Here is a 26417-nt window from a genome sequence, read left to right as displayed (position 1 = left end):
TATCATCACCAACGTTGAGCTTTAAACCTTGTGTCGGGAGCCTGTGTCAGCCACTGCGGCGTGGTGTCTCAGGCGGTATCAACCGTTAAAACTTGTACTTAAGCGACAAGGTCACATTCCTTGGCTCCGCGTAGGCGAGTTGGGTGTAGAAACCAATCTGGCTGTAATAGGTTTTATCGAACAGGTTGTCGATATTTAACTGGGCTGATAGATTCGAATTGATGTCATAGCGTGCCATCAAATTTACCAGCGCGTAGGCACCCTGAGTTACACGTTCGTTCATTCCCGTGCCTTCATTCGTAACATCGGTATAGCTCTCACCTTCCCAGTTAACACCGCCACCGACAGTTAAACCTTGCCAGTGATAGGTTGTAAATAGACGGAATAGTTTGTTAGGGAAGCGGGTGTTTACCGCATTGGATTCACCATCGCCATTTTGTTCAGACGCGTCGAACTGGGTGTAATTGGCGCTGATTTTCCAGTTGTCGGTGATATCGCCCACCATCTCCAGCTCGAAGCCTTTGCTGGTAACCCCTTTCGCTGCTCGGTAGGCAATGAGTTGTTCGTCAGTGGGGATAAAATCAGTGTCTTCGACAGCGTAATTTTCCTGCTCGGTGCGAAACAGCGTGACAGTAAAATGTAAGGCATCATCAAAAAACTGACTTTTAACGCCGACCTCGTAGTTAATGCCTGTCAGCGGATCCAAATAACTGCCTTTGGCATCCTTGGCGTCCTGAGGCTGAAATATTTCGGTGTAACTGGCGTACAGTGTATAGTTTTCCGTCAAATCGTAGAGGGCACCAAAATAAGGCACCACCACTCCGTTGTTGCCGTAACTATCATCTGTCAGATGGTCAACACGTTCCCAGTCGGCGATACGGCTACCCGCAATGACCTTGAAATCGTCAGTGAGCCATAGCCTAGTCGCCAAATAATATCCGGTTTGCTTGGTCGATTCTTTTTGAAAAGGCGCACGATTATCCCAACTCGGTTCCGCGTAACTACCATCCCATTCGAAAAAATTGCCCACATCGGCAGCTTCGCTGTGAGTGTAATTGTAGTAGTCAAAATCCTGCTTACTGTGGGTGATACCCAACACCAGCTCGTGCTCGCGGCCCAAGAGTGCGTACTGCCCGGTTAAACGGACACCAAAATCATCCTGCACACGTTTATTATCATAGCGGGCAGGCGATGCTCCCATCCCCATGCCGGTTTCACGGTCTGGTAAGCCATACAGGTACAGCAGCTTCATATCTGAGCTACTTTGCGTGCGATTGTAATTGAAGCGGGCGGCCCAATGGTCATTGAATTGATGTTTAAGATTCACAAAGTAGGTTTTATGCTTGGTTGCCCATGAGGTCCAGTTGGCCCCCACGGTTTTAGAACGATCCCAATCGGTACGACTGCCATCACTAAAGAAAATCGGCAGTCCACCCCATTGTGACGCGGTGGGATCGTTATCTTGATAACTGGCCCCCACACTCAGCAGTGTCTGCTCGGTTATATCCGCATCCACCACACCATAAAGCACCGATTTTTTATTACCAGCGTAGTCCACGTAAGAATCGCCGTCTTCATAGACCATCACGGTACGGCCGCGAATGGAGCCGGATTCATTCAGTGCATTACTTAAATCTACTTCCGCGTGATAGGTATTCCAGCGGCTGGCACTGACTGATGCGTAACCATCAAACACTGCACTATCGGCATGTTTACGTACTAGATTAATGGATGCCGACGGTTGCCCGGCACCGGTTAACAAGCCGGTGGCGCCACGCACAATTTCTACACGCTCATAAAGTGCGGTATCGGTTTGGGTTTCACCTGCACTTGAACCACCTGACCAGTTCACCGGAATACCATCAATTTGATAGTTATCAATGTCAAAACCGCGTGAGGAAAAGGAGTTGCGGGAACTGTCAAAGGCTCGCGATGAAACACCAGCGGCACTATTGACAACATCGGTGAGTGAACCCAGTCCTAAATCAATAATCTGCTGATCGGTGATAATACTAACGGACTGTGGGGTTTCCTGTAGCGTCAGTCCTAACCCGGTAGCGGTATCCAATTTATCATTAACGATGTATTTCCCTTCCACCAGAACCACTTCAATATCTTTCTTTTTATCCTCCCGTTGCTCCTTATCTGGCTCTTGTCCAACCGCCAGATTACTGCTGAGCAATAGCGAAATGGCAAACGAAACAAGAGAAAGCTTATGGGGGCATTTGCATGTAATAGAATGAGGACTCATAGCAGCTGGTGTTTTAGTACAAGTTTTATCCATCGGAACTTTCCTTTCATTACCTGTTTCGTCTGGGTTCATATCCAAATCAATCAAAGAGCAAAATGTGCATTCAACTCATTCACTTGGATTATCAAGGAGCAAATCATACACAATATTAAATAAATATTAATGATAATTATTATCATTTGTGATCATTGTCCAGGTTATCGCATCTGAGGTGTCACAAGGGCGTTGGCTAGGTCTTATGGCGGTAATGATTCATGACCAGCGGACGAATAACACTGTCGGGTGATGGTGGACAGATCAACGCGCCACGAGATCTGTCGCGGCCCTCAAAGCTGATAGATATGTTTTGCGCTAAGGGCTTGAGGTTTTGCCTGATGGTGAAAAAGAATGAATGCTTTCATATCGGCTGTGGGGTAAATAAAAAGCCGCCGATTGATGATGCGGCGGCTTTGCTATTGTCAGTGAGTTTGGTGTTTTAAAAGGTATATTTAACGCTAATTGTGGCGGTTCTTGGCTCGCCGGGTTGTGTCCATAACGCGGCGTAAGAGCTGACAAAGTAGTGCTTATCCAATAAGTTGTTGATTGAGGCATTCACTTGCCAGTTTGCCCCGAGGTGTTGTGTGGCAAAGATACGCACCAAGGTGTATTCCGGCAGTTCATAGTCTGGCGATACACTATCACCTAACCGTTTATCCACATAGGTGGCGTTGATGCCAGCTTTAGCACTATGACTAAACAGGGTAAATTCCTGTGTCAGTGTTAGGTTCAGTTTGTGTTTGGGAATATTCACTAAACGGCTCCCGGCCGGAATATTCACGCCCCAGTCAGGGTTGATAACATCGTTTTCAGTTTCTGCGTCGGTGTAGGCATAAGCCAGTGCTAATTGGGTGCTGTCTGACAACCAGGCATTGAGGTCGAGTTCTATGCCGCGGCTGTGGGCTTTACCTAAGGCGGCGGTGTATCCGGTGTTGACGGGATCTGCCGCCAGAATGTTAGATTTTTCAGCGCGGAACAACGCCAAGGTGCCAGTTACATTGTTGTCAAGGAGTGCGAATTTGACCCCGGTCTCCCACGATTTACTGTTTTCCGGATCAAACGGGATACCGTTAACATCGGTCCCGGAGTTAGGGCTGAAGCCTTCGGCATAACTGACATACAAACTGAGGTTATCGTCAGCCTGAAACACCAGCCCTGCGCGGGGATTGGTGGTGTTTTGGCTTTGGTGGGTCACGCTGCCATTCAGACTATTGGCAATGCGCTGTTCGAAGTGATCAAAGCGCATGCCCAACAGCATTTTCCATTGCGTCGTCAAATCCAGTTGGTCTTGCAGATAAACGCCAAACGCGCGCTGTTTTTCGTGGTCATCATTTGATATTGGCATTGCAGGTGGCGTCTGTCCGTAAACGGGGTGGTGAACGTCGATACTGTAAGTGTCGTCGCCAGGGGCCACGCGCCAGCGTCGTAAGAAGGAGTCTAACTGATAATGGTAGCCATCGGCTCCCATCAGCACATGGTGCTTAACACCTGCCTGAAACGTACCACTTAATTCAACTCTGGCTGACAGATCTTTGGCATCGTAGTCGCGCCAGCGCCGTTGTCTTGAAAGTGTGGTGCCGTCTTGGTATAGCAGTTGTCTTGAGGCCGACAATTCGGTATCTGAGGAATAGCCTTCCAGTGAAGAGTCTCGGTACCCCACACCTGTTAGTAATTGCCAGTTGTCAGCCAGTTCGTGCGTCAGACTTAACTGGTGGCCGATTGCCTGCACATGCATCGGGCCGTCAGCGGGCTCGCCATAGAAGGTTTTCCGATTGACTTGACTAAAGTCGTTATTCAGGACTACAACGCCACGATCAAACGGGATCTTTTGATCCAGCAGTTCCAGTTCGTAACTCAGCTTGGTGTGGTCGCTGATCACATAATCAATCGAAGGGGAAAAGAACCATTTCTTGGCATGGATGGTATCGCGAAAACTTCCATTATCTTCATAGGCCCCGTTAACCCTGAATGCCAACTGGTCGGTGATGGCATTGGTGTAATCGGCCTCAGCCCGATAATGGTCATAGCTGCCAGCGGAAACCTGCAGGTAACCTGCGGGAGAAAATTGGGGCTTTTTGGTGATGATGTTGATAGTGCCTCCCGGTTCACTGCGACCATAGAGCGCCGAACCTGGACCTTTCAGAATTTCGATGCTCTGAATATTTACCGTATCGCGTCTGCCACTGTAGCCGCGACCGGCACTATAACCATTGATCAGATATGCGCCTGGCAGATTCTCGCCCCCAGCAAATCCGCGTATAGCAAAACTGTCCCATAAGCCACCCAGCGTATTTTGGCGGACAATGCTGCTCGCCAGATCAATGGTGTTTTGGAAATCGGTTATTGCTTGGTCTTCCAGAGTGTCCGCCGAGATCACGGCCACGGATTGTGGCAGGGCATTCAGAGGCACATCACCCCGAAAAGGCATGCGCTGCGAGACCACACTGATGCGTTCAATATTGCTGTTGTCTGCGGCAGTCTGTGCCGTAGCACTATTGGCGGCTGTGTCCGCATGACTGATGACCGGCAGGCAACACAGCAGTATCGCGCTGCTGATGGTGCCAGATAAACGAGGGGTATTAGTCGCAGTGATTGATGACATTTTCACGGGCGTAATCCTGAAGATAGATAATCTGGTCGCAGACTTTTTTGAGCTGTGTTTCATCGTGACTTATCAGTAGCAATGCACACTGTTGCTGGCGGGCGGCCTTGACCAACAACTGAATTATTTGTTTGGCAGTAATGGGATCGAGCCTAGAAGTTGGCTCGTCGGCCACTAACAGTTTTGGTGACAGCAGCATTGCTCTCAATAACGCAATGCGTTGTAACTCGCCACCGCTAACATCGTGGCTGCTGCGTGTGAGTAGGCTGGGCGACAGCGCTAGCGCTTGCAATAATGGCGGGATCTGTTCGGCCTGTAGTCCATGGCGGCGCACCACATCCGCCAACAATGTCTGTAACGATGCGGCGGGGCTGAAGCTGCTGGGGGGATCTTGGTACAGTTTCAGCTTCTGGTGCCTTGGAATATCGGCATGCCACTCAATGTTGCCCGAGTTGGGGGCTAACAAGCCCAGCAGCGTGTCGCCCAGCGTACTTTTGCCACAGCCACTATCACCATAAAGGCCGATGATTTCGCCGTGATGGACGGTGAAAGACAGATGACGAAACAGTGTTTTGCCATTGCGTTGTTGGGCCAGATTGCGAATAGTCAGCAAGGGCTGATGACACTGCTGAGGGAGAACGTCAGACCAGTAGCAAGGGGCCGCCGCAATCAGTTCTTGGGTGTATGCGGCAGTTGGTGTCGTTAACACTGCACTGGCACTTCCTTGTTCTACAACTTTGCCATGGCGCATGACGATAATGCGTCCACCTAACTGCTGTGCAACCGCGACATCGTGGGTAATGGTCAGTAAACCACCATTCTCTGTCTGCGATTTCAGTAATTGCACAATGCCGTCGCGCTGACCGGTATCCAACCCTTTGGTGGGTTCATCGGCAATAATCATGCGGGCGCCAGCAGCCGTGGCGGCAGCAAACGCTAAACGCTGGGCCATGCCGCCGGATAACTGTGATGGCAATTTATGTTGAATGTCGGCTAATCCCAACTGCTGCAGCTGAGTTTGTGTGGCTTTTTGCGCTGCTGCCGCTGAATATGCCAGTACTTCCCGGTAGACTTCGGCAACCTGTTCGCGGCCTTGCATCACCGGATCGAGTGATTGCCACGGTTCCTGCGGCAGCATTGACAGCTGGCGCCCCCAGTAGTGTCGGCGTTCCTTTGCTGTCATACATTGGCCGTTAAGCGCAATGTCGCCTTGGCAGCTCAGCCCCGCCGGTAATATGCCCATAATCGCTTGCGCTAACAGACTCTTACCTGATCCTGTTTCGCCAAGAATGGTCAGTGGTTCCCCTTGTATTAGTGTCAGTGACAGTGAATCTACCAGCGTTTCGCTGGCTGAGCGGATACTCAGGTTCTTAATGGATATCAGTTCATTCATGCTTTTTGACCCGCCAGCAGATTAAAGCCAAGCACCATTAGCAGCAGGATGCACAGCGGTTGTAACAACACCCAAGTGGCGTCTGCAAAATAGGGGAATAGCTCGACAATCATCAGCCCTAGCTCAGCTGTAGGTGGCTTAAGTCCGGCATAAACAAAACCGGTGGACGCAATCATCAAAATGGAGGTTGCGGCACCGAAGGCGGCCAGTGTCAGCACATTCCCGGAAATTGCCGGCCAGATATGGCGACGAAACTGATACCAGCGACCAAAACCTAACATCATTGAGGATTGCAATTCTGGCCCGTTGACAAGGGGTTGGACGGTCGCACGGACCACGCGGAAATATTCCACCCAGAGCGTTAAAGAAATCCCTAGATACAGCATGGTAAATGACCCAGGGGCTAATCCTGCCACTAACAGCACCAGCACCAATCCGGGCAATGACATGACGGTATTGGCGATAAAATTGATAACAGCATCAATCCGTTGGCTGCTCCAAGCCGCCATGACACCCAATGAAATCCCCAGGAATGCTGACGAGGCGACACACAACAAACTCAAGCCAAATGACAACCTTACGGCGGCCGCCAGCCGAGCTAACATATCGCGACCGAATTGATCGGAACCGAGCGGCAGTTGGGCGCTCGCGGGCGCAAAGCTGTGCTGAAGATGTTGTAGATTGGGTTGTCCATGTCCGAATAACGGTGCCATCCAGGCACTCAGCAGTAACAGTATTAAGATGGCCGCACCAGTCCATTGCCCTGGGCTCATCTGCTTTAGACGATTCTTCAGCATGTCATCTTGCTCCTTGGATCCAGCAGATAGCAGCAACCATCTACCAAGGTGTTAATCACGACAAACAGCACGCCACAGGTTAGCGCCGTGCCTTGTAGCATCGGGATATCGCGAGAGAACACGGCATGTGAAAGCCCGTGACCGATCCCCGGCCAAGCAAACAGGCTTTCGACCATGATGACGCCTTCAATAAGTCCCACCAGTTGGATCCCCATGAAGGCAACTACTGGCAACGCAATATTACGGATGCCGTGACGCCGAAAGGTCTGCTGGCGGCTAAGCCCTTTGATTCTGGAAAACAGATAGTAATCGCTGCGGATTACTCGTAGCGTGCTGTTTCTTATCACTCGGCTAGAAAGTGCTGCCAAGCTAAGTGCTAACGTCAAGGCTGGTAAAAACAGGTGGGGCAGGGAATCAAAACCGGCAACCGGGAACCATTTTAGCTGCAGGGAAAACAGTAAAATCAGGATGAGCCCTAAGCAAAATACCGGCTGTGAACGCAGAAAGGTTGAGATAAGTAGGCCGCAACGGTCAATCCATTTATTGGCCTGAAAACCACAGATAAGCCCCAGTGGCAGCGCAATCACTGCCGACAACAATATGGCCGCTGCGGCGAGTATCAGCGTATACCCTAACTGGTGTTGCAGTTCTGCCGTGATCGGATTGCCACTCACCAGACTGCTACCTAAATTGCACTGCAGTAATTCTCCCAACCAATGCAGATATTGTAGCCACACTGGATCATTCAGCCCTAGCTCTTGGCGCACGGCACTGGCGGCTGCTGCGGTCACTGCGTCGTCGCCATAGCGGCCAGCGGCAATTCTGTAGGCCATGTCTCCTGGCAACATCCGGCTGAGAATAAAAGTGATAGTGCCGACACTCCAGGCCATCATCAGCAGTTGCACGAGTCGTTTAATTAATATGCCTTTCATGGTTGTAACTCCATGTTGGCAATACGAAACGAACGTTCATAGGGGTCAAAGCTGAAGCCTTTGACGCGTTTGGCAACCGCAGATTGTTGCACGTAGTAGAGTACTGGAATTAACGGCAACGCCTCAGCCAGATGGGTACTCAGTTGCTGCACATCACGTTCATAATCAGCCCCCGTGGCATGCGTGGTTTGCTGTAATAAGTGGAAAAAAGCCGGGTCGTTCCAGTTCATCGCGCCCCAGTCACCGCCTTGGGGGGTACTAAAATCCGCGAGCAAGACCGTTAAGGGATCTGGAATATTGGCAAAATTGCGAGCCATCAGAGCCGTCTGTAATGAGCCATCGTTGTGCCCTAATGGGATGGCGCTGGCATTTTCCATCTGCACGTCAAGTGTTATGCCCAGTTTGGCCCACTGCGCTTGGATGGCGGTGGCAATCACAATCAGTTCAGGCCGGTTGGCATAAGTCACCATGTTTAATGTGAAGCGTTTGCCCTGTTTTTGTAGCATGCCGTTGCTGTCGCGTTGCCATCCTGCGGCGGCTAGCAGTGCTTGGGCCTGCTTCAGATCTGCAGCCGGTGCCGGCAACGATGCCACATGCCAAATGCCCATGGACGGACCAAAAATCTGATTAGCTTCGGCGCCGGGTTGGTGCATGATCCCTTCGGCGATGCCTTGGCGATCCAATGCCAGACTCAACGCCTGGCGTACTTCCAATGACGACAGTAACGGATCGGCGATATTGAGTTTGATAATAATGGTGCGCGGAATGGCTGTTGAGTTAACCCGTACTTCTGCTGAATTTTGCAGCAATTGCACACTGGCGGGATCAAGATTGTACACAATGTCGGCACTGCTACCTTGGACCATCAGTGCCCGGCTTTCAGGCCGATGACCGGTGATGTAGTCAACGTAAGGAATGTGGGCTTTAGCGCCATAATAGTCAGCAAAGCGACTAACACTGACCATATGTGGCGGGTCAAATTCTGTCAATTGGTAGGGCCCAGAGCCCACTAAGTTGACTATCTTGTCGCTGTGGTCAAATGACGCGGGTGCCAGAATTGCCATCGTGTAGTTTGTGAGTATGGCGGCAAAAGGGCGATAACTGGATTGCAAGCGGAACTCGACGGTATGAGCGTCAACGGCGGTTACCGCAGCAATGAGCTGTTTATCAAACGGGGTGGGTTTACTGAGGGCGATGCGTAAGCTTTTTACCACCGCGTTGGCATCCATCATCGAGCCATCGTGAAACGTTACATCGGGTCTGAGGTGAAAACGCCAAACCGTAGCATCTTGGTGACTTTCCCACGAGGTGGCGAGTCCAGGTTGTAACTGCCCGTCATTGTTTATATCCACCAAGGTTTCAACAATTTGTAAGCGACTGAAAATATATCCGGCTCTGGCCAGATCGAGGCTGATTGGCTCGAATGGCCCGCTAATGGTCAAGCGATCGGCTTGCGGTGGTTGGCTGCAGCCATAAATCACGCAGAGCAGCAGAAGAGTAATAAAACGTTTAATTAATTTAGCCATGGTCTCAGGTTAAATGGCTTGAAAACCTGAGTGTTATTTTTCTCTAAAAAGTCATACCGTGGCTATCGATTGGATCACATTATTTTTATAAAAGTATTATCACTGACAATCATAAATAATGGATGCATCTTATCTTGCTGATTTTATGGAATTAAATGTGTCATTAATGTTACGTATTTTACATTTAGTCATATCTTGTGCTTTGCCCCGCCGCCTAAATGGGGCAGGCGTACGGGGCCATTACCACGGTTTTAAAAGCGATAATCAAAGCTCAGCTTGTATTCGCGGGGGGCACCATAATAGCCAATTTCCCACAGACTGCTGATGTATTTCTCATTGGTCAGGTTGTCGACGTTTAAGCGCAATGTGGCGTTATCAGAGAGCTCCCAAGCGGTGAACAGGTTGAGTTTCGCATAGCTTTCCTGCGTTACTGTGTAGCCAGTGTAGCTTTCAACTTTGGCGGTTTTACTCTGCCATTTACCAGAAAGTCCAAATGTCAGTTGTGGCAGTAATTCCAGTGTGTGGCGCATGGAAAAATTCACCACGGTATGCGGTACCCAAGCATGGCTTCTAGCGCCGTCTTTATCTTCAATATCTGTGTAGGTCACGCCGACATTCAGCACGGTTTGTTCGTCAAGCTTGCCGGTGAGTTCCAGTTCTGCACCTTCGGAGTAAGTATCTTCTCCCACATAATAATACTGGCCAGTTTCCATATTCAGGCCCGCATAAACACCCAAGCCAAGTTGTTTAGCTTTAAACACCGCAACGTTAGCGGCCAGACGATCGTTTAACCAATTGGTTTTGATTCCCACCTCATAGTTTTCTCCCTTGGTGGGTGCCAGAAAATCACCACTTTCATCATAATAATCTTGTGGTTCGTATATGTCGGAATAGCTGGTGTAAAACATAATGGCTGGCGTGACATGGTAGGCGACCCCTGCGTAGGGGCTGATCTCAGACTCATTTAATGATGTTGCCAGAGAAGTCGCGTGACGCTCGAATTCGATGGCATTCATACCCAGAGTGAATGCCCAATCATCGAAGTTTAACTGGGTAGCAAGAAAGTAGCGGGTGAGGGTATCTTCGGTGGTTGAGTCAAGGGCTTTGGCGCCCCAAAGTGGCTCTGGAATGGCATCGAATGCATAGGGAAAGGCCGGTAATGTACCAAACGCTGGCTCTGTAGCATCTACGTCATAGTGGTATTCATCGTTGGTATTTTTTGCACGAGAGATACCAGCCAGCAGTTGGTGTTCAAAACCAAACAGATCAAAATATCCGGTTAAGTTGGCTTCAAAAATATCGGCGTTAGACTCGCTGGGAAAGCGCCCAGGCCAACCCACTAATCCTGCCCCCGTTTCTGTATCTAGTCCGGTGTTGGTATAGGCAAAAAGCAGTTTAGTGTCAGAGTCAGATTGCCGATAGTTGTAACTTAGCTGTAGCTGCCAATCTTCGGATAGCTGATTGTTATATTCGATAAAACCGTTGATATTCTTGGTGTTCCAGAAGGTCCAGTCTTGCGCGGTCGAGGCACTGACATCAAACTCTGCCATGGTGCCATCTGAGTTGACTAGTGTGAGTCCGCCCCACATGGTGCCATCGGTATCGTCTCGTTGATAAGAAAGTCCAAAGGCGATGTTGCTGTCTTCAGTTAACTGTCCATCTACTGTGCCATATACGTATTTCCGGTCGGAGGAATAGCCGCGTAGATAGGAGTTTGCGCTTTCTGCAGCGACTACGGCACGGCCAGCCCAGGATTTGTCTTCGGTTAACGGCGTGGAATAGTCCGCTTGAACGCGGTAATTTGCGTAAGAGCCGACACTGGCACCAAACTGCCCCTTGCTGTCGTTAGTCGGGCGTTTACGGATATAATTGATAGTGCCGGAACTGTTACCCACACCGGTTAACAGACCATTAGCTCCCCGAATGACCTCAATCTGGTCGTAGCCATAGGTGTCTACTTGACCCTCCACAATTCCCCAGCTGTTTGGCAAGCCGACGCCATCAATCTGGGTGCTTTTAATTTCAAAACCCCGCGACAGGTAATTGGTGCGATTGGTTTCCCAGCGCTCGACACTTACCCCAGTCACTAAGTCCAAGGCGTCATTGATGTTATCTGCGCCAAATAGCGACATGGTATCGCTATCAATCACACTGATAGACTGAGGTGTATCCTGTATGCCCAGCATCAGCCCGGTTGCACCAGCGCTGACGCGATTGTCACGGGTGCCGGTAATACTGATGCGTTCAATGTCTGTATCTGCACTATCGGCGCTAGCAACGGTACTCGCGATGGCGGTTGAAAGTAGAAGGGTGGCGGTAATGGTATTGAGTTTGAACATAAGCCTTAAGGCCTCATGGCGTAGTTAAACATGAATTTTGCGCAAATATAAATGATATTGATTATCAATTACAAACAAACTGTGAAAATTATGTGATGTTAGGTGAAAAACTGTGCTATCGAGCAAAGCTGCTGTTGTTACCGTTGTCGCAGCAGCGCAGGTTAGTGCGTTTATTGTTGCTGGCTGTCGATAGCCGTGAATTCTGACAGCATGTGGTCTGGTCAACACCGCCGCAGGTGCCTAGGCGCGGATGGACATAAAGGTAGTAAAGACAAGTACTATTGGTGGCTGACTTACTGGCCATTGTTGGCTATGATCGGCCCTCCAACTCGCTGCACTTGAGTCGCAAGTCGGGCAGGCTTGGCACAATATCACCATAACCGCCGTATAAATAAGCCGACAGCTCTCAGTTTGTTAGCAGTCACAGAGATGATGACGGTTCAAACATTTAATCCATTTAAAATCAATTTGTTATATTTGATATGTTATTGGTTATCGATAATTACGATTCATTTACCTACAACCTGGTGCAATATTTCCAGCAGCTCGGCGCATCGCCGGTGGTTTACCGTAATGACGCGCTCACGGTGGCAGAGGCATTGGCGTTGCAGCCGACGCGTTTGGTGATCTCACCCGGCCCTTGCACCCCTGATGATGCGGGCATTTCATTGGCATTAATTGAACAACTGGCGGGAAAAATTCCATTGCTGGGGGTGTGTCTCGGTCATCAAGCCATCGCGCAGGTATTCGGTGCTCGGGTCATCCGCGCTCAGCGCGTGATGCATGGTAAAACATCCACTATTCAGCACAGTGGGCAACGACTATTTCGCAACCTGCAAAAACCACTTACCGTCACCCGTTACCACTCTTTGCTGGTGCAGTCATTGCCCGCGGGCTTTGTGCTGGACGCTTGGTTTGATGACCCACAATGGGGACGGGAAATTATGGCAATTAGTCAGCCGCAGCAGGCATTGTTTGGTGTGCAGTTTCATCCTGAATCGATAATGACCCAGCAAGGGCATGAGCTATTGGCCAATTTTCTGGAAGCGACGGTTGCCTGACAAGAGCGTTGTTCGCTAACAAGCCTTTACAAGTTTCCCTGCGCGTAGCGCTCACTCATCGCTATCAATGTGATATAACTGGCGCTGTTAATAAGTCCTGTTCCGGTTGCCAACACCGGAAAATCTCACAATAAAAAGGAATGCGAATGAAAACCCTCGTGCGTCATGTAGGGCTCAGCGCCTTGGCTCTGGCGGTACTCAGCGGCTGCGCCGCCACTCAGAGCAGTGCCCCTGCGCCAGCTATTACCAATACTGTAATCAGCCAGCCATTGTTGGCTCCCCCCAGTGCCGACAAACCGCTGACATTAGAACAGATCATGGCGGATCCTGATTGGATGGGTGTCAGTGCCGCTGGTGCCTATTGGAGCGATGATGCTAAATCGGTGCTGTTTTATCGGCAGCCGAGTGCGTCACCTTTGCGGAGTTATTATCGCCTTGGCATAGCCGACGGCGTGACCGAGGAACTGCAGCTGAGCCAGCTACATCTGGCATCGCAACGCGGTGGCGTGCTGAGTCAAGATAAAAGCCGCAAAGCCTATATTTATCAGAACAACCTGTTTGTGAAACAGCTCGATAGCGGCAAGATTACGCAGCTCACCCGTCAAAGCAATAACATTGACGGTGTGCGTTTTCTGACTAACGGCGATTTGGTGTATTGGCAAAACACTCGGGTTTTCCGCATCCATCAGGGCTCCGGCATGGTGGAACAGTTGGCTGACATCCAGTTTGCTAAAGCTCCGGACGGCGTGAAAGACCCAGACACTTTTTTGGCAAAACAGAATCAGCGCTTGATCAAATTTGTTGCCAAACAGCATGACAATGCCAAGGCGCTGGAGCAATACAAAGCGCAACTGCAACAGCAAGATCCTACGCTGGCGGCCAAGCCGTTTTATCTGGGTGAAAAAGATACCTTGGCAGAACTGAGTGTGTCACCCGATGGCCGTTATCTGTTTTTGGTATTGCAGGATAAAAGTTACAAAGGGCGCACTGATGCTGACGTGATGCCTAATTACCTCGATGCTCAGGGGCACATCGGCATGGTGCCGGTGCGCGCGCGGGTGGCAGAAGACAAACTGCCGGGGCAGCGGTTTGTGGTGTTGGATCTGCAGACTCATAACCAGAAAGATGTGACGCTCGAAGGACTGACTGGCTACAACGAGGATGTGCTGGCAGCCGTGAAGGCAGAAAACGCCAAAGCGCAAGGTAAGGATTACCACAGCGAACCTAAGGTCCGTAACATCCGCTTGATTGAAGATTGGGGCTGGGAGCAAAGTGCTATTCAGTGGCAAGCCGACAAAAATACCCTAGCCGTGATGCTGGAAGCCACAGACAACAAGGACCGTTGGATTGCAACAGTCGATCTCAACAACGGCCAATTCCACACCCAGGAGCGGCTGCACGATGATGCTTGGATCAACTATGACCACAATCAGTATGGTTGGTTACCGGGCACAGATACCTTGTTTTATCTGTCAGAAAAGACTGGTTATTCACAGCTTTACTTGAAACCGCTAGGCGGCAAGGAGAAAGCGCTTACCCAGGGTAAGTTTGTGGTGAGTGATATCACCCTAAGCCCCGATAATCAGTACCTCTATTACAAGGCCAATAAGGCGCATCCCGGCAAGTACAATGTCTATCGGGTGAACTTGAACAGCGATAAAGACGAACAACTGACCCATTGGACCGGTACACTGGATTATCAACTGAGTCCCAAAGGCGATGCCTTGCTGCTGACAGCTTCGGCACTAACACAGCCGAATGAGTTATATCTGCAACCTATTGGCGGTGAACTGAAACAACTGACTCACGATACCAGCAAAGCGTTTGCCGATTATCCATGGCAGGCGCCACAGATTATTGCAGTTCCCTCAAATCATGGTGCTGGTAAGGTCTATGCAAGGCTGTATTTGCCCCAGGGGTTTGATGCTAAGCGGGCTGATAAATATCCGGCCGTGATTTTCAACCATGGTGCCGGTTATCTGCAGGAAGTGCACTATGGCTTCTCTGATTACTTCCGCGAATTCATGTTCAACAATTTGTTGGCGCAGCACGGCTATGTGGTGCTGGATATGGATTATCGTGGTTCCAAAGGTTACGGTCGCGATTGGCGAACGGCTATCTATCGTAACATGGGGCACCCGGAAGTTGATGATCTCAAAGATGGTGTGGCCTGGATGGCCCAACATGCCAATATCGACACCAAACGAGTCGGCACTTACGGCGGCTCCTATGGGGGGTTCTTGACCTTTATGTCGCTATTTACCGCGCCGGATCTATTCCAATGTGGTGCCGCATTAAGACCGGTTGCCGACTGGGCACACTACAATGCGCCCTATACCTCCAATATTCTCAACACCCCTGACGATGATCCGTTGGCTTATAGCCGCAGTTCGCCGATTGAACATGCACAGGGTTTGAAAAATCATCTGCTTATTCTAGGCGGTATTGAAGACGATAACGTGTTCTTCCAAGATAGTGTGCGGATGGTGCAGCATCTGATTGAGTTAGAGAATCCTCACTTCGATATGGCCTACTATCCAGTAGAGCACCATGGTTTCCGTCAGCCTTCCAGTTGGTTGGATGAATACCGCCGCATTTTGCGGTTGTTTGAAACTGATCTGAAGCGCTAACTGAGACAAAAAGCACATGCTGACAAACAGGCTCCTTAGGGGGCCTGTTTTTTTTCGTTCATATCCGTTGTTATCGCAATATCACTGGCGTTTCTTGGTAGGAATACATATAAAATGTATTAATGATTCGGATTTTCATTGGCTGCAGCCAAGGGGACCATTACACAGGTGGTAGCGTCGATTTCCGGCGGGCTAAAACCCGCGCCAGTGGCGGCACTGGAACAGAAGTTCCTGCAACAGCTGATTATGGGAACATCAACTAACACCCCGGTGTGGGATGACCCAGAACCGGAACTGGAAGCCGTTGCGTTTAAACTGGAAATCGAGCGGGAAGCCGCACTGGCACGCATCGCTAAGAAACAGCAGAGCAAGCTGCTCGCGCAGCAAATTAACGGCCAGTTGCACATGAGTTTGAAAGCCGAGCTGGCAAACCAACTGGCGTCAGCGGAGGTGATCCAACATTTGAGCCCGGTTTCAGATAAGCATCTGTTGTTACTGGAGTTGCTACATTCCTCAAAACTGGATCTTAGCCGCTTACGGCCGATCATCGACGGTCAGGTTTGGTTGGCCCGTGATCTGACCAACATGGTTAACAGCCCGGTATTTGGTGCCAGAAAACCTCAAAATAGCGACCTGCAGGTGACTGATCTAAAACTGGTTCTTGGTTATATCGGCTTGGATAATCTGCGTTTACTGATCCCCTTCTACCTCTGTCGACACTGGTTGCCGCTCGGCCATACCAGCCTGTTGTGGATTAATCGTAAATTATGGCGTTATGCGCAGATCCAAGGGGTGGCAGTCAGAGCACTGGCAGCGCTGCACGAACAGGATGGTGCACTGTTGTATTCCTTAGCACTGATGCGGCAACTGGGGGCTTCGGTAATCTTAGGGATCGGGGCTGCAATTTTTGAACAACTGCGTGGTAACTGGTTGCGTGAAGCCAGCAAAGCGCGGGATAAAGAGTTGTATGATGCGGTGGCGGTCAGTGAGTTCCCGGCAGCAGAGATTTGCCAGCAAGTCGCCGAGTTAGGCATGCAACTGAACTGGCAGTTACCGCAATGGCTAGGATTTGCTGACAGTGAACTGGTATTGCAATTACGGGCGTTGCAGGATCTCGCCGGATTTGAACAGATGTCGCTGACAGCGCAATTAGTCGCCAAAGCTAGCTGTTATGCACAGGGTTTGCTGCTCGAGGAAGCAAACCAATTAAGTTTCCGAGATAAACAGTTACTGCATAGTTATTATGAAATGAGCGAACAGGAACTTATCCGGCTGCAGGGGCAGAACTATCGCAAATTGACGCTGTTCTGAAATAGATGGCCGCTGGCAAGCAGGATTGACGTTTTGCTCACTCAACGCCCCAAATTTCTTTATTTTTTCATTCGGCAGCAACTTCTACCGCATAGTAACTGCTGTTATTATTATGGTTAACTATTCACTTAAAACGAATAGTTAACCATTTGTGGCTCGGCTGGTTTTTTTTGTGACTAATTATGCCTGGAAATATCGGTTAACTGCCTTTTTACTTCCTGAAATCAGATCTTTATGCACTTACCCTTCGAAGAGTTAAGCGCTGACCCTGATCAATCTGGTATTTTGATCACAATTTCGCTATTAATGTCACATACCTAAAACACCGAACCGCAGTAATACTAAACGACAAAGAGAGATTAACTGCGAAGGGACAGCGATTACAGCGCTGTCTGAAATCATAAAGGATATTCAGGAATGAGTGTGAAAATGAATCTGACCCGTGCTCAGTTTGATGAAGTTATGGTGCCTAATTATGCACCGTCTCCGGTAATCCCTGTGCGTGGTCAGGGCAGTCGGGTGTGGGATCAGCAAGATAAAGAGTATGTCGACTTTGCCGGTGGTATTGCGGTGACTTGTCTGGGGCATTGTCATCCGGCACTGGTTGGGGCACTGAAAGAACAGGGCGAAAAGCTGTGGCATTTGTCCAATGTGATGACCAACGAACCGGCACTGGCGCTGGCAACTAAGTTGGTTAATGCGACCTTTGCTGAAAAAGTTTATTTTGCCAACTCCGGTGCTGAGGCCAACGAGGCGGCACTGAAATTGGCTCGTCGTTATGCTGTAGACAACTATGGTCCAGAGAAAGACGAGATCATTGCCTTTGATAAAGCTTTCCACGGCCGCACATTCTTCACCGTCAGCGTGGGTGGTCAGGCCGCGTATTCCGATGGTTTTGGTCCTAAACCTCAGGCGATTACTCACATTCCCTACAACGATATTGATGCTCTGGAAGCGACAGTGTCAGAAAAGACCTGCGCCATCATGTTAGAGCCGTTGCAGGGCGAAGGCGGCATCATTAACGGCGATCCCGCGTTTTTGCGTAAAGTGCGTGAGTTGGCTGATAAGTACAATGCGCTGGTGGTGTTTGACGAAGTACAAAGCGGTATGGGGCGTACTGGCGATCTGTATGCTTATATGGGCACTGATATTGTGCCGGACATTCTGACCACCGCCAAAGCGCTCGGAGGCGGCTTCCCAATTGCCGCGATGCTGACGACCACTGAAATTGCCTCACACTTCAAGGTGGGTACTCACGGCTCTACCTATGGTGGTAATCCATTGGCGTGCGCTATTGGCAACGCGGTGATGGATATCGTTAATACCCCAGAAGTGCTGGACGGTGTTAAACGTCGCGAACAGTTGTTCCGCGATGGACTCAATAGCATCAATGACAAATACCATGTGTTTTCTCAGGTGCGCGGTAAAGGGCTACTGCTTGGCGGCGTACTGAATGAAAAATATCAAGGCCGTAGCCGCGACTTCCTGTTGGCCGCGATTGATAATGGCCTGATGGTACTGGTTGCCGGTGCGAATGTGCTGCGGTTTGCCCCTTCACTTATCATCCCAGAGGAAGACATTGCCGAAGGCATGGCTCGCCTGGAAAAAGCTGTCGCCCAGATAGTCGAAGCTTAAAAAGCGTTCAGGACGCAGTTACACCCTGACCTTTACGCTTTCCCCGTATCCGGCGTGCTTGTACGCCGGATATTCAGTGGGGACACAGGAGAGTTAACCATGTTGATAATCCGGCCTATTTGCCAGTCTGATTTTGCTGCTCTGCGCTATATTGCCGAAGCCTCCGGCCACGGCTTTACCTCTTTGCCCGTCAACGACGAGGTGCTGGCTGCCAAAATTCGTCGTGCCGAAGTCTCGTTCAATAAGTCTGTCAGCAAACCCTATGATGAAAGCTATCTGTTTGTCATGGAAGATACTGACAGCGGTGAAGTTGTTGGCACTTGCGGTATTGAAGGTGCCGTGGGAATGGAAGATGCCTTTTACCACTACCGTATTGGCACCGAAGTCTATCATTCGGCACAAATTGGCGTACGCAATGAAGTCGAAACGCTAACTTTGTGCCATGACTACACTGGTGCGGCAGAACTGTGCACCTTATTTCTGCGCAAGGATTACCGTAAGAGTACCAATGGCCGCTTACTGTCTCGCTGTCGTTTTTTGTTTCTGGCACAGCATCCGTCGCGTTTTGGTGACACGGTGATTGCCGAGATGCGGGGCGTCAGTGATGGGGCGGGTAATTCCCCTTTTTATGGCTGGTTACAACAGCATTTTCTCGGTATTGATTTTATTGAGGCGGACTATCTGTCTGGCCTTGGGCAAAAAGCTTTCATGGCCGAGATGATGCCCCGTAGTCCAGTGTATCTCTGTCTGTTGCCAGAGGCGGCTCAGCGGGTGATTGGCGAAGTACACACCAATACCCGTCCAGCCCTGAGTTTGCTTCAGGCGGAAGGTTTCCGTTGCCGTGGTTATGTCGACATTTTTGATGGCGGTCCAACGGTTGAGTGCAACCTGCAGGAGATCCGCGCAGTACGCGACAGCCGCTTACTGACCGTCACAGTTGGCGCGATGGCCGAAAGTGGCGATAAATACATTGTTGCCAACACCCAAGTGGCCGATTTTCGTGCGACGGCATTGTCGCTTAATCTGACAGCTGAAAGTAATCAGGTCACACTGTCCCCCCAGTTAGCCCAAGCATTGCGAGTTCAGTCCGGGCAGCAGGTACGGATTTTACCCATTTAGGAGGAACCTCATGACTCAGTTTATCAATGGTAACTGGATTAACGGTGAGGGCCAGCAGATGGTCTCTTGCAATCCAGCCAACGGCGAGCAGCTTTGGCAAGGTAATGCCGCCACTTCATCACAGGTTGATACCGCAGTTGCGGCAGCTAGGGCCGCTCAGTTTGACTGGTTCATGTTGGGATTTGAGGGGCGTTTGCGCCATGTTGAAGCATACCGGCAACAGCTGGAAGCCAACCGTGAGCTGCTGGCGACAACCATTGCTGAGGAAACCGGTAAGCCGTTGTGGGAAACCGCCACTGAGGCGGCGGCAATGATTGGCAAAATTGCGCTGTCAGCCAAGGCTTATCAGCAGCGTACCGGTGTCAGCGAGAGTGAATTGCCCGTCGCCAGAGCTGTATTACGTCATAAGCCGCACGGCGTAGTTGCGGTATTCGGCCCATACAATTTTCCGGGACATCTACCTAATGGTCATATTGTGCCGGCATTGTTGGCTGGTAACACAGTGGTGTTCAAACCTTCAGAGCTGACACCCAAAGTGGCGCAACTGATGGTGCAGTTGTGGCAGCAATCCGGTTTGCCTGCAGGCGTTATCAACCTAGTGCAAGGAGAAGTGGAAACTGGCAAAGCGCTGGCGGGGCACGACGGTATTGATGGCCTATTCTTCACTGGCAGCAGCCGTACTGGACAGCTCTTACATCAACAGTTTGGCGGCCGTCCTGGCAAGATTTTGGCGTTGGAGATGGGCGGCAATAACCCACTGATAGTCAAAGACGTTGCCGATATTAAAGCCGCGGTGCATGAGATTATTCAGTCGGCCTATATCTCATCTGGACAACGTTGCACCTGTGCCCGCCGCTTGTATGTGCAGCAGGGGGCTCAGGGCGATAAGCTCATCGACGCTCTGGTCACGGCGGTAAAAGCCATAAAAGTCGGGCCGTGGAATGCCCAACCTCAGCCGTTTATGGGGGCGATGGTGTCGGAAAAAGCTGCACAGGGCATGTTGGCGGCGCAGCAGCAGTTACAGCAGTTGGGCGGTAAGTCGCTGGTGGTGATGCAACAGTTGCAAGCTGGCACTGGGCTGGTGTCTCCTGGGCTTATTGATGTTACGGCGGTCAATGTATTGCCGGACGAAGAATATTTCGGTCCTTTGTTACAGTTGGTACGTTATCAGCATTTTGATGACGCTATCGCCATGGCAAATAACACTCGCTACGGATTATCTGCTGGATTGCTGGCCGACAGTCGCGCTGATTTTGACTACTTTTTCGCTCGCAGCCGTGCTGGGATTGTTAACTGGAATAAGCAAATCACCGGCGCTGCGGGTTCGGCGCCATTTGGCGGCATCGGTGATTCTGGCAACCATCGCCCCAGTGCGTTCTATGCGGCCGATTATTGCGCGTATCCAGTGGCATCCATGGAAGCCGATGTCTTGAGCCTACCTGCAACGCTGAGTCCAGGATTAACGCTGTAAATTTGCGAGGAAGCCATTTGTTGCTTCCTTTTTATATGTCGTCGCGGGGGCGCTATACAGCGGCGGCAGGTCAACATCAGGAGGATTTTATGCATCAGGATATCGATAACCTGTTTGCTGCCATGTGGCAGGACTATATCTCCATGACACCCTCGGCGGCAAAGGTGCATCAGCTGCTGGGGCATGGCAAGGCGATTATCAATGATCATATTGCGCTACGTACCTTTAATCTGCCGAAAGTGAAGTTGGAAGTACTGGCAGCGCATTTTGAGGCGTTGGGTTACCAGGCTTGTGGCGACTATGTGTTTGAGCAGAAAAAGCTGCGCGCCAAGCATTTTGAACATCCTGATGACACCCAACCTAAGGTGTTTATCTCCGAACTGCTGGTGGAGCAATTTAGCCCTTGGCTGCAGCAGACAGTGGCGCAACTGGTGGCGCAGATCCCTGAAGATGCCACTAGCGCCGATGATTTTCTGTATTCTGGCCGTCATTGGTCGATGGATTACGCCACCTATTCGCGTCTCCTTGAAGAAAGCGAATATGCCGCTTGGGTCGCGGCTTTTGGTTATCGTGCCAACCATTTTACCGTGTCGGTAAATCATTTGGCTGGATTCACTACGCTGCAGGCCGTGAATGATGCGTTAAAGCATGCGGGATTTGTGCTCAACAGTGCTGGTGGCGAGATTAAAGGCTCTGCAGCGGTGTTGCTGGAACAATCGTCCACCATGGCCGACCGTATTCCTGTGTCCTTTGGTGAGCGTACGATGGAAATCCCTAGCTGTTTTTATGAATTTGCCCTGCGTTATCCTAAAGCGGACGGCAAGCTTTACACTGGTTTTGTTGCGGCATCAGCAGACAAAATCTTTGAAAGTACCAACGCTAAAAGCTGACTTTAAACAGTGCTTACAAGCCTTCCATTAGGAGGGCTTTAAGCCTGTGACATACACCATAGTGCGACTACAACGGTTACCTGTTTTGAGTTGCACTTGTTATGCGTGCAGCAATTGACGCTGCTTGTTACGCTAAAAAGCGTTAATCACATACACAAAAGATGACCGCGACATCTGCTCGAGGAAAAACAGCTATACAATGCTTTCTTTGTGCTTGGGCACCTGCAAGAGTACCTTCAACCCGCCCAATGATGGACTGCGCTCAAAGGATACCTGTAACTGGTACTGTTCACAGATATCCTTAACAATGGATAGCCCCAGGCCATGACCCGCCACCTCTTCGTCCAGACGTTTACCGCGGCGGGTGAGTTTAGGCAGGTCTGTTGGTGGCACGCCGGGACCATCGTCCTCAATGGTGATCTGGATATCGCCCTGTTGCAGCCAGATACGGATCAGTACCGTTTCGTTAGCCCATTTGGAGGCGTTGTCCAATAGATTGCCAAATAACTCCATACCGTCCTCTCGGTGGATTGGCAGTCGTGGCACCTGTTCACTGATATCAAACTTATAGTTGACCTGCTTTTGGTGGTGTACCTTACCCATGGTCACACATAAGCTGTCCAAATCACGGGGGATAACCATTTGTGCTGCGGGTAACATATCGCCAGTAATGCGGGCTGCGGCCAACTTGCGCTCGATCATCTTGTGGATCTGATCCAGTTGTTGTTCCAGTGCGGCTGCGGTTTCTGGATCTTTTAAGCCTAGCACTTCCACCTGCTGTCGCATAACCGCCAGCGGGGTTTTCAGTCCATGACTGAGATTACCAAGGTTATTACGGCTGCGTTGGATCTGATTGCTGGTGTATTCCAACAGTTCATTATAGGTTTCCGCTAGTGGCTTGATCTCAGCGGGTACGCTTGCTAGCGACAACGATGAGCTCTGGCCTTCACGCAGTTTTGCCAAGGCATGCTTCATCTTGGTCACTGGTTTGAAGGACTGACGCAGGATCAAAAAGATGCCGAGGATCATCACCAGCAACGTTGTCAGATTGACGGTTAATTTAGCTCCGTAGACCTCCGTGAATACCTTGCGGCCAATACTGAGATCCTGAGCCACGGTGATCGTTGGGTTACCATGCGCGCCAGCAATGGCGGGTAGCCCTCTGGATAACAGTTGAATATCATGATGTTGCGGTCCCTTTGCCTGCCATACTCGGCTTTCCCCCGGTGCCAGCGGCGTAATATCCAGATGTTTGTCCCAAAGTGAACGGGAGCGAACTTCAATGTCGCCCAAGTTGAGCTGATAATAACGGCCGGAATAGGCGGGATTATAGAAGCCAGACAGCTGGCTTTTGTCCACCAACACTTCATCATGCCTGATGTCGCTGGCAAGTATGACTTGCTCCAGATCTTCATGGAGGCGATCGATGATGGAGTCGTGGAACGCTTGGCGTAACATCGATTCAATAAAACCAAGGCCAATAAGCGAACTGAGCAGTACAAGAGCGGTCAGCCATAAAGTGAGCTTGGTTTTTATCGACATCATGACAATTGCGTACCGTGGAAGATATAACCTTGGCCGCGGCGGGTTTCAATGGCGCTTTTGCCAAGTTTTTTACGCAGATGGGTCACGTAGACTTCAACGACGTTACTCTCTTTTTCGTCGTCAAATTGATACAGCTTATCGCTCAGTTGCGCCTTGGATAACAGTTTTTTAGGTGACATTAGAAATATCCGCAACAGCCGGAACTCCATTGCGGTCAGTTCAAAACACTGTTCATTGACGGTCACAGTCTGCTCGGTTTCATCCAAGACTACACCGCCAAAGCTCAGTTGTTTACTGGGGGTGGTTGCACGACCGTGGGTTCGGTGAATAACTGCTTGTAAACGTGCCAGCAGTTCCTGGGTATGAAAAGGTTTACCGAGATAGTCATCTGCACCAGCATTAAAACCTTCAACTTTTTCATGCCATTGGCTACGGGCCGTCAACATAATCACCGGCGTGTTAACGCCACGCTGGCGCCAACTCTGCAATAGTGCCAGTCCGTTGCCATCGGGCAGACCAATATCCAAAATGACACAATCATACTGGGTTTCTTTGATCAGATAGTCGGCATCGACTGCTTTGGCAGCCACATCAGTCACATAGCCAGCAACTTTCAACTGTTTCACCAGTTCGTTTACCAGCAAATCATTGTCTTCAACGAGGAGCAGTTTCATAAGGATGGCACTCTTCAGGTAACGGTTGACCATCATGTTCACCGGTACTGGCATTCAGATCCAGCCGCAGCAGGGTGTCCTGGTCAATTCTAATCAGTAAATCATAACGCCATTTGTCGTCTCGCTGGTAGATATGTGCGTCAACCAATTGCCCATAACAGAAATGTTGCAGTTTGGATAAGGTGGTATCGAGGGAGAGTATTTCGCCGGTGCGGACGAGTTCTTTGGCAATGTTGTGATCTGCTTGCAGGTGTAAACTGGCGACATTGGCTTGGGTGATAACAGGTAATAGCCCTGCCCAGCACAGTTGATTCAGCCAGCTCATCAACACTCCTGAAAAACAAAAAAGTGACCAAGATTTACACCTCGGCCACTTTAATAAATCAGGATTAAATCAATCTGAATCAGCGATTAACGGGTACCGTACACCACGATGGTTTTACCGTGAGCCTGGATAAGATTCTGTTCTTCCAGCATCTTTAAAATGCGGCCAACGGTTTCGCGGGAACAACCCACAATCTGACCAATTTCCTGACGGGTAATCTTGATCTGCATGCCGTCTGGGTGGGTCATCGCATCGGGTTGTTTTGCCAGATGCAACAACGTCTGGGCAATACGTCCGGCCACATCAAGAAACGCCAGATTGCCTACTTTTTGGCTGGTATTCTGCAGACGGTGTGCCATCTGCGCCGCCAGTTTCATCAGAATTTCAGGATTAACCTGAATCAATTGCTTGAATTTCTTGTAGGAAATTTCAGCAATTTCACAAGCTTGTTTCGCTCGAACCCAGGCAGTACGCTCCGCTTGTTCTTCGAACAACCCCAGCTCACCGATAAAATCACCCTGGTTCAGATAAGACAGGATCATCTCCTTGCCTTCGTCGTCTTTAATCAGAACTGCAACGGAACCCTTCACGATGTAATAGAGGGTATCAGAACCTTCACCGGCGTGGATCAATGTGCTCTTGGCTGGATATTTATGAATGTGACAGTGAGATAAAAACCATTCCAAAGTCGGATCCGGTTTTGGCTTACCAATCAGAGCCATGCCTTTGTTCCTCAATTGTTTAATGTAAAGTTAGAGTATGCTAAATAAGGATCTTGAGTCAATCGGCCCAAGTGTATCCTGTGACCCACTCTGTGCTGCAATTCCCTGCGCACTCTAAAAATTAATAACTGCTTAATAAATACAACATTCTGATACTTTAGTGACATAAGTCAATAAATACCTCTGCTTAGCCGGGTATCAGATGCCAGTCTTGTAGGGCAAATCACAACTTGTTGTCGGGATTTGACTGGGCACGAATATCTGAATGGTATACCGTTTATCTTTTACACAGATGATGGCGCTTAATACTCGACTTTGCCACCCAATTCTGGCTAACTTTGAAATCAGTTTGATATACGCAGGGATACTGCCGTGAGATATCCGCATTTATTACTTGGGCTTTTTTCAGGGCTGGCGCTGACCTTGTCGGCAAACGGTTGGGCATTTTCTATCCCGCAGCCACAGCAAGAGCTGATTGCCAGTAAAGTGGCCTATGTTCAACTTAATGCCGAAGAGGGGTCTGCAGACGCGCAATATTTGTTGGGACTGATGTATGTCTCTGGGCGGTTTGTTAAAACAGACAAGGCGCTGGGTATTTCATGGCTCAAGCAAGCGGCGGACGGTGGTGATATTAATGCACAGAAAACGCTGGCAGATTTGGCCTTTGAAGGCAAATTGATCAAGCGTGACCTGTCGCTGGCTGAACATTGGTATCTGCGCTTAGCAGAGAAAGATGATCGGTGGGCGCGTTTTCGTCTCGGATTTATTTATGCCGCAGGTGGTGATGGTGTTAGCCGTCATTGCGGTAAAGCCGTTAAATACTTCACTGAAGCGGGTGACAAAGTATCTATGGGCAATGCCGCCTGGATCTTGGCCACCTGTCCAGAGAAACAGTATCGCGATGGCGAAAAAGCGCTGCAATTGGCAACTGATTTACTGAAGCATAATCAGCAGGACCCGACCAATCTGGATAATTTGGCAGCGGCTTACGCTGAAATGGGAAACTTCACTGCTGCCGTAAAAACGCAGCGTAGGGCGATTGCGGCACTCCAGGCCAATAAAAGTAAAATCCATGATAAGGAAGGTGAATTTCAGTCGCGTCTGCAGGATTATCTGCAACAAAAACCTTATCGCGAAATCTTACCGTTGGACTGATGG

Annotated in this window: 20 protein-coding genes; 9 read left to right on the top strand and 11 right to left on the bottom strand. The window is 50.0% G+C overall.

What is annotated here, in order from left to right; translation table 11 throughout:
• Positions 1 to 85 precede the first annotated feature (85 nt).
• The gene (locus J3L11_RS10340; protein ID WP_242695183.1) at positions 86 to 2284 is read right to left on the bottom strand and encodes a TonB-dependent siderophore receptor; all 2199 of its coding nucleotides are present in this window, start codon (positions 2282 to 2284) and stop codon (positions 86 to 88) included.
• Between the two features lie 221 nt (positions 2285 to 2505).
• Between J3L11_RS10340 and J3L11_RS10335 the strand changes: the two genes are divergently transcribed.
• On the top strand, positions 2506 to 2730 hold the full coding sequence (locus J3L11_RS10335; protein ID WP_207570933.1) for a hypothetical protein: 225 nt from the start codon (positions 2506 to 2508) through the stop codon (positions 2728 to 2730).
• Here the strand turns inward: J3L11_RS10335 and J3L11_RS10330 are convergent.
• From J3L11_RS10330 to J3L11_RS10305, 6 genes are all read right to left on the bottom strand, one after another.
• Positions 2727 to 4889: a TonB-dependent siderophore receptor gene (locus tag J3L11_RS10330; protein WP_207570950.1), complete on the bottom strand. Its 2163-nt coding sequence runs from the start codon at positions 4887 to 4889 to the stop codon at positions 2727 to 2729. The genes J3L11_RS10335 and J3L11_RS10330 overlap by 4 nt on opposite strands.
• Positions 4867 to 6282, bottom strand: a complete 1416-nt coding sequence (locus J3L11_RS10325) for an ATP-binding cassette domain-containing protein (RefSeq protein WP_207570932.1) — start codon at positions 6280 to 6282, stop codon at positions 4867 to 4869. The genes J3L11_RS10330 and J3L11_RS10325 overlap by 23 nt, the downstream gene beginning before the upstream one ends.
• Complete coding sequence (locus tag J3L11_RS10320) at positions 6279 to 7079, bottom strand: ABC transporter permease (protein ID WP_207570931.1); 801 nt, start codon at positions 7077 to 7079, stop codon at positions 6279 to 6281. Before J3L11_RS10320 ends, J3L11_RS10325 begins: the two co-directional genes overlap by 4 nt.
• Positions 7073 to 8011, bottom strand: a complete 939-nt coding sequence (locus J3L11_RS10315; RefSeq protein ID WP_189616989.1) for an ABC transporter permease — start codon at positions 8009 to 8011, stop codon at positions 7073 to 7075. Before J3L11_RS10315 ends, J3L11_RS10320 begins: the two co-directional genes overlap by 7 nt.
• Positions 8008 to 9537 (bottom strand): ABC transporter substrate-binding protein, encoded by a 1530-nt coding sequence (locus J3L11_RS10310; RefSeq protein ID WP_207570930.1) that lies wholly within the window; start codon positions 9535 to 9537, stop codon positions 8008 to 8010. Before J3L11_RS10310 ends, J3L11_RS10315 begins: the two co-directional genes overlap by 4 nt.
• Before the next feature lie 251 nt (positions 9538 to 9788).
• Positions 9789 to 11876 carry a TonB-dependent siderophore receptor gene (locus J3L11_RS10305; RefSeq protein WP_207570929.1) on the bottom strand — a complete coding sequence of 696 codons (2088 nt, stop codon included), beginning with the start codon at positions 11874 to 11876 and terminating at the stop codon, positions 9789 to 9791.
• 482 nt (positions 11877 to 12358) lie between these two features.
• Between J3L11_RS10305 and J3L11_RS10300 the strand changes: the two genes are divergently transcribed.
• From J3L11_RS10300 to J3L11_RS10270, 7 genes are all read left to right on the top strand, one after another.
• Complete coding sequence (locus tag J3L11_RS10300; RefSeq protein ID WP_207570928.1) at positions 12359 to 12937, top strand: aminodeoxychorismate/anthranilate synthase component II; 579 nt, start codon at positions 12359 to 12361, stop codon at positions 12935 to 12937.
• A 146-nt stretch (positions 12938 to 13083) separates the two neighbouring features.
• A complete protein-coding gene (locus J3L11_RS10295; RefSeq protein ID WP_207570927.1) occupies positions 13084 to 15567 on the top strand; it encodes a prolyl oligopeptidase family serine peptidase in 2484 nt (827 codons plus the stop codon).
• Positions 15568 to 15705: 138 nt separating this feature from the next.
• Positions 15706 to 16878 carry an HDOD domain-containing protein gene (locus tag J3L11_RS10290; RefSeq protein WP_207570926.1) on the top strand — a complete coding sequence of 391 codons (1173 nt, stop codon included), beginning with the start codon at positions 15706 to 15708 and terminating at the stop codon, positions 16876 to 16878.
• A gap of 417 nt (positions 16879 to 17295) precedes the next feature.
• Positions 17296 to 18513 carry an aspartate aminotransferase family protein gene (locus J3L11_RS10285; protein WP_207570925.1) on the top strand — a complete coding sequence of 406 codons (1218 nt, stop codon included), beginning with the start codon at positions 17296 to 17298 and terminating at the stop codon, positions 18511 to 18513.
• Positions 18514 to 18612: 99 nt separating this feature from the next.
• Complete coding sequence (gene astA / locus J3L11_RS10280) at positions 18613 to 19632, top strand: arginine N-succinyltransferase (protein ID WP_189616995.1); 1020 nt, start codon at positions 18613 to 18615, stop codon at positions 19630 to 19632.
• A 10-nt stretch (positions 19633 to 19642) separates the two neighbouring features.
• A complete protein-coding gene (astD, locus tag J3L11_RS10275) occupies positions 19643 to 21103 on the top strand; it encodes a succinylglutamate-semialdehyde dehydrogenase (RefSeq protein ID WP_207570924.1) in 1461 nt (486 codons plus the stop codon).
• Positions 21104 to 21192: 89 nt separating this feature from the next.
• Positions 21193 to 21993, top strand: a complete 801-nt coding sequence (locus J3L11_RS10270; RefSeq protein WP_189616997.1) for a DUF1338 domain-containing protein — start codon at positions 21193 to 21195, stop codon at positions 21991 to 21993.
• A 192-nt stretch (positions 21994 to 22185) separates the two neighbouring features.
• On the opposite strand, the gene J3L11_RS10265 is transcribed toward J3L11_RS10270, so the two are convergent.
• The 4 genes from J3L11_RS10265 to crp form a co-directional block, all read right to left on the bottom strand.
• Positions 22186 to 23538: an ATP-binding protein gene (locus J3L11_RS10265; RefSeq protein WP_207570923.1), complete on the bottom strand. Its 1353-nt coding sequence runs from the start codon at positions 23536 to 23538 to the stop codon at positions 22186 to 22188.
• Positions 23535 to 24212 (bottom strand): response regulator transcription factor, encoded by a 678-nt coding sequence (locus J3L11_RS10260; RefSeq protein ID WP_207570922.1) that lies wholly within the window; start codon positions 24210 to 24212, stop codon positions 23535 to 23537. Before J3L11_RS10260 ends, J3L11_RS10265 begins: the two co-directional genes overlap by 4 nt.
• Entirely contained in the window at positions 24193 to 24537 is a 345-nt protein-coding gene (locus J3L11_RS10255) for a hypothetical protein (RefSeq protein WP_133039870.1), read from the bottom strand. Before J3L11_RS10255 ends, J3L11_RS10260 begins: the two co-directional genes overlap by 20 nt.
• Positions 24538 to 24623: 86 nt before the next feature.
• Positions 24624 to 25259: a cAMP-activated global transcriptional regulator CRP gene (gene crp / locus J3L11_RS10250; protein WP_133039871.1), complete on the bottom strand. Its 636-nt coding sequence runs from the start codon at positions 25257 to 25259 to the stop codon at positions 24624 to 24626.
• A gap of 372 nt (positions 25260 to 25631) precedes the next feature.
• Between crp and J3L11_RS10245 the strand changes: the two genes are divergently transcribed.
• On the top strand, positions 25632 to 26414 hold the full coding sequence (locus tag J3L11_RS10245) for a tetratricopeptide repeat protein (protein WP_229799868.1): 783 nt from the start codon (positions 25632 to 25634) through the stop codon (positions 26412 to 26414).
• Positions 26415 to 26417: the final 3 nt, after the last annotated feature.

The organism is Shewanella sp. 4t3-1-2LB (genome assembly GCF_017368415.1).
Taxonomy (GTDB): domain Bacteria; phylum Pseudomonadota; class Gammaproteobacteria; order Enterobacterales; family Shewanellaceae; genus Shewanella; species Shewanella fodinae.
The sequence above is the reverse complement of the archived record's forward strand: the minus strand, read 5'-3'. Positions and strand labels throughout refer to the sequence as shown.

Bases quoted from the DNA above. Each gene is read 5' to 3' on its own strand.
- J3L11_RS10340 (WP_242695183.1), bottom strand. From the start codon at position 2,284: ATGGATAAAACTTGTACTAAAACACCAGCTGCTATGAGTCCTCATTCT.
- J3L11_RS10335 (WP_207570933.1), top strand. From the start codon at position 2,506: ATGACCAGCGGACGAATAACACTGTCGGGTGATGGTGGACAGATCAAC.
- J3L11_RS10330 (WP_207570950.1), bottom strand. From the start codon at position 4,889: ATGTCATCAATCACTGCGACTAATACCCCTCGTTTATCTGGCACCATC.
- J3L11_RS10325 (WP_207570932.1), bottom strand. From the start codon at position 6,282: ATGAATGAACTGATATCCATTAAGAACCTGAGTATCCGCTCAGCCAGC.
- J3L11_RS10320 (WP_207570931.1), bottom strand. From the start codon at position 7,079: ATGCTGAAGAATCGTCTAAAGCAGATGAGCCCAGGGCAATGGACTGGT.
- J3L11_RS10315 (WP_189616989.1), bottom strand. From the start codon at position 8,011: ATGAAAGGCATATTAATTAAACGACTCGTGCAACTGCTGATGATGGCC.
- J3L11_RS10310 (WP_207570930.1), bottom strand. From the start codon at position 9,537: ATGGCTAAATTAATTAAACGTTTTATTACTCTTCTGCTGCTCTGCGTG.
- J3L11_RS10305 (WP_207570929.1), bottom strand. From the start codon at position 11,876: ATGTTCAAACTCAATACCATTACCGCCACCCTTCTACTTTCAACCGCC.
- J3L11_RS10300 (WP_207570928.1), top strand. From the start codon at position 12,359: ATGTTATTGGTTATCGATAATTACGATTCATTTACCTACAACCTGGTG.
- J3L11_RS10295 (WP_207570927.1), top strand. From the start codon at position 13,084: ATGAAAACCCTCGTGCGTCATGTAGGGCTCAGCGCCTTGGCTCTGGCG.
- J3L11_RS10285 (WP_207570925.1), top strand. From the start codon at position 17,296: ATGAGTGTGAAAATGAATCTGACCCGTGCTCAGTTTGATGAAGTTATG.
- astA (WP_189616995.1), top strand. From the start codon at position 18,613: ATGTTGATAATCCGGCCTATTTGCCAGTCTGATTTTGCTGCTCTGCGC.
- astD (WP_207570924.1), top strand. From the start codon at position 19,643: ATGACTCAGTTTATCAATGGTAACTGGATTAACGGTGAGGGCCAGCAG.
- J3L11_RS10270 (WP_189616997.1), top strand. From the start codon at position 21,193: ATGCATCAGGATATCGATAACCTGTTTGCTGCCATGTGGCAGGACTAT.
- J3L11_RS10265 (WP_207570923.1), bottom strand. From the start codon at position 23,538: ATGATGTCGATAAAAACCAAGCTCACTTTATGGCTGACCGCTCTTGTA.
- J3L11_RS10260 (WP_207570922.1), bottom strand. From the start codon at position 24,212: ATGAAACTGCTCCTCGTTGAAGACAATGATTTGCTGGTAAACGAACTG.
- J3L11_RS10255 (WP_133039870.1), bottom strand. From the start codon at position 24,537: ATGAGCTGGCTGAATCAACTGTGCTGGGCAGGGCTATTACCTGTTATC.
- crp (WP_133039871.1), bottom strand. From the start codon at position 25,259: ATGGCTCTGATTGGTAAGCCAAAACCGGATCCGACTTTGGAATGGTTT.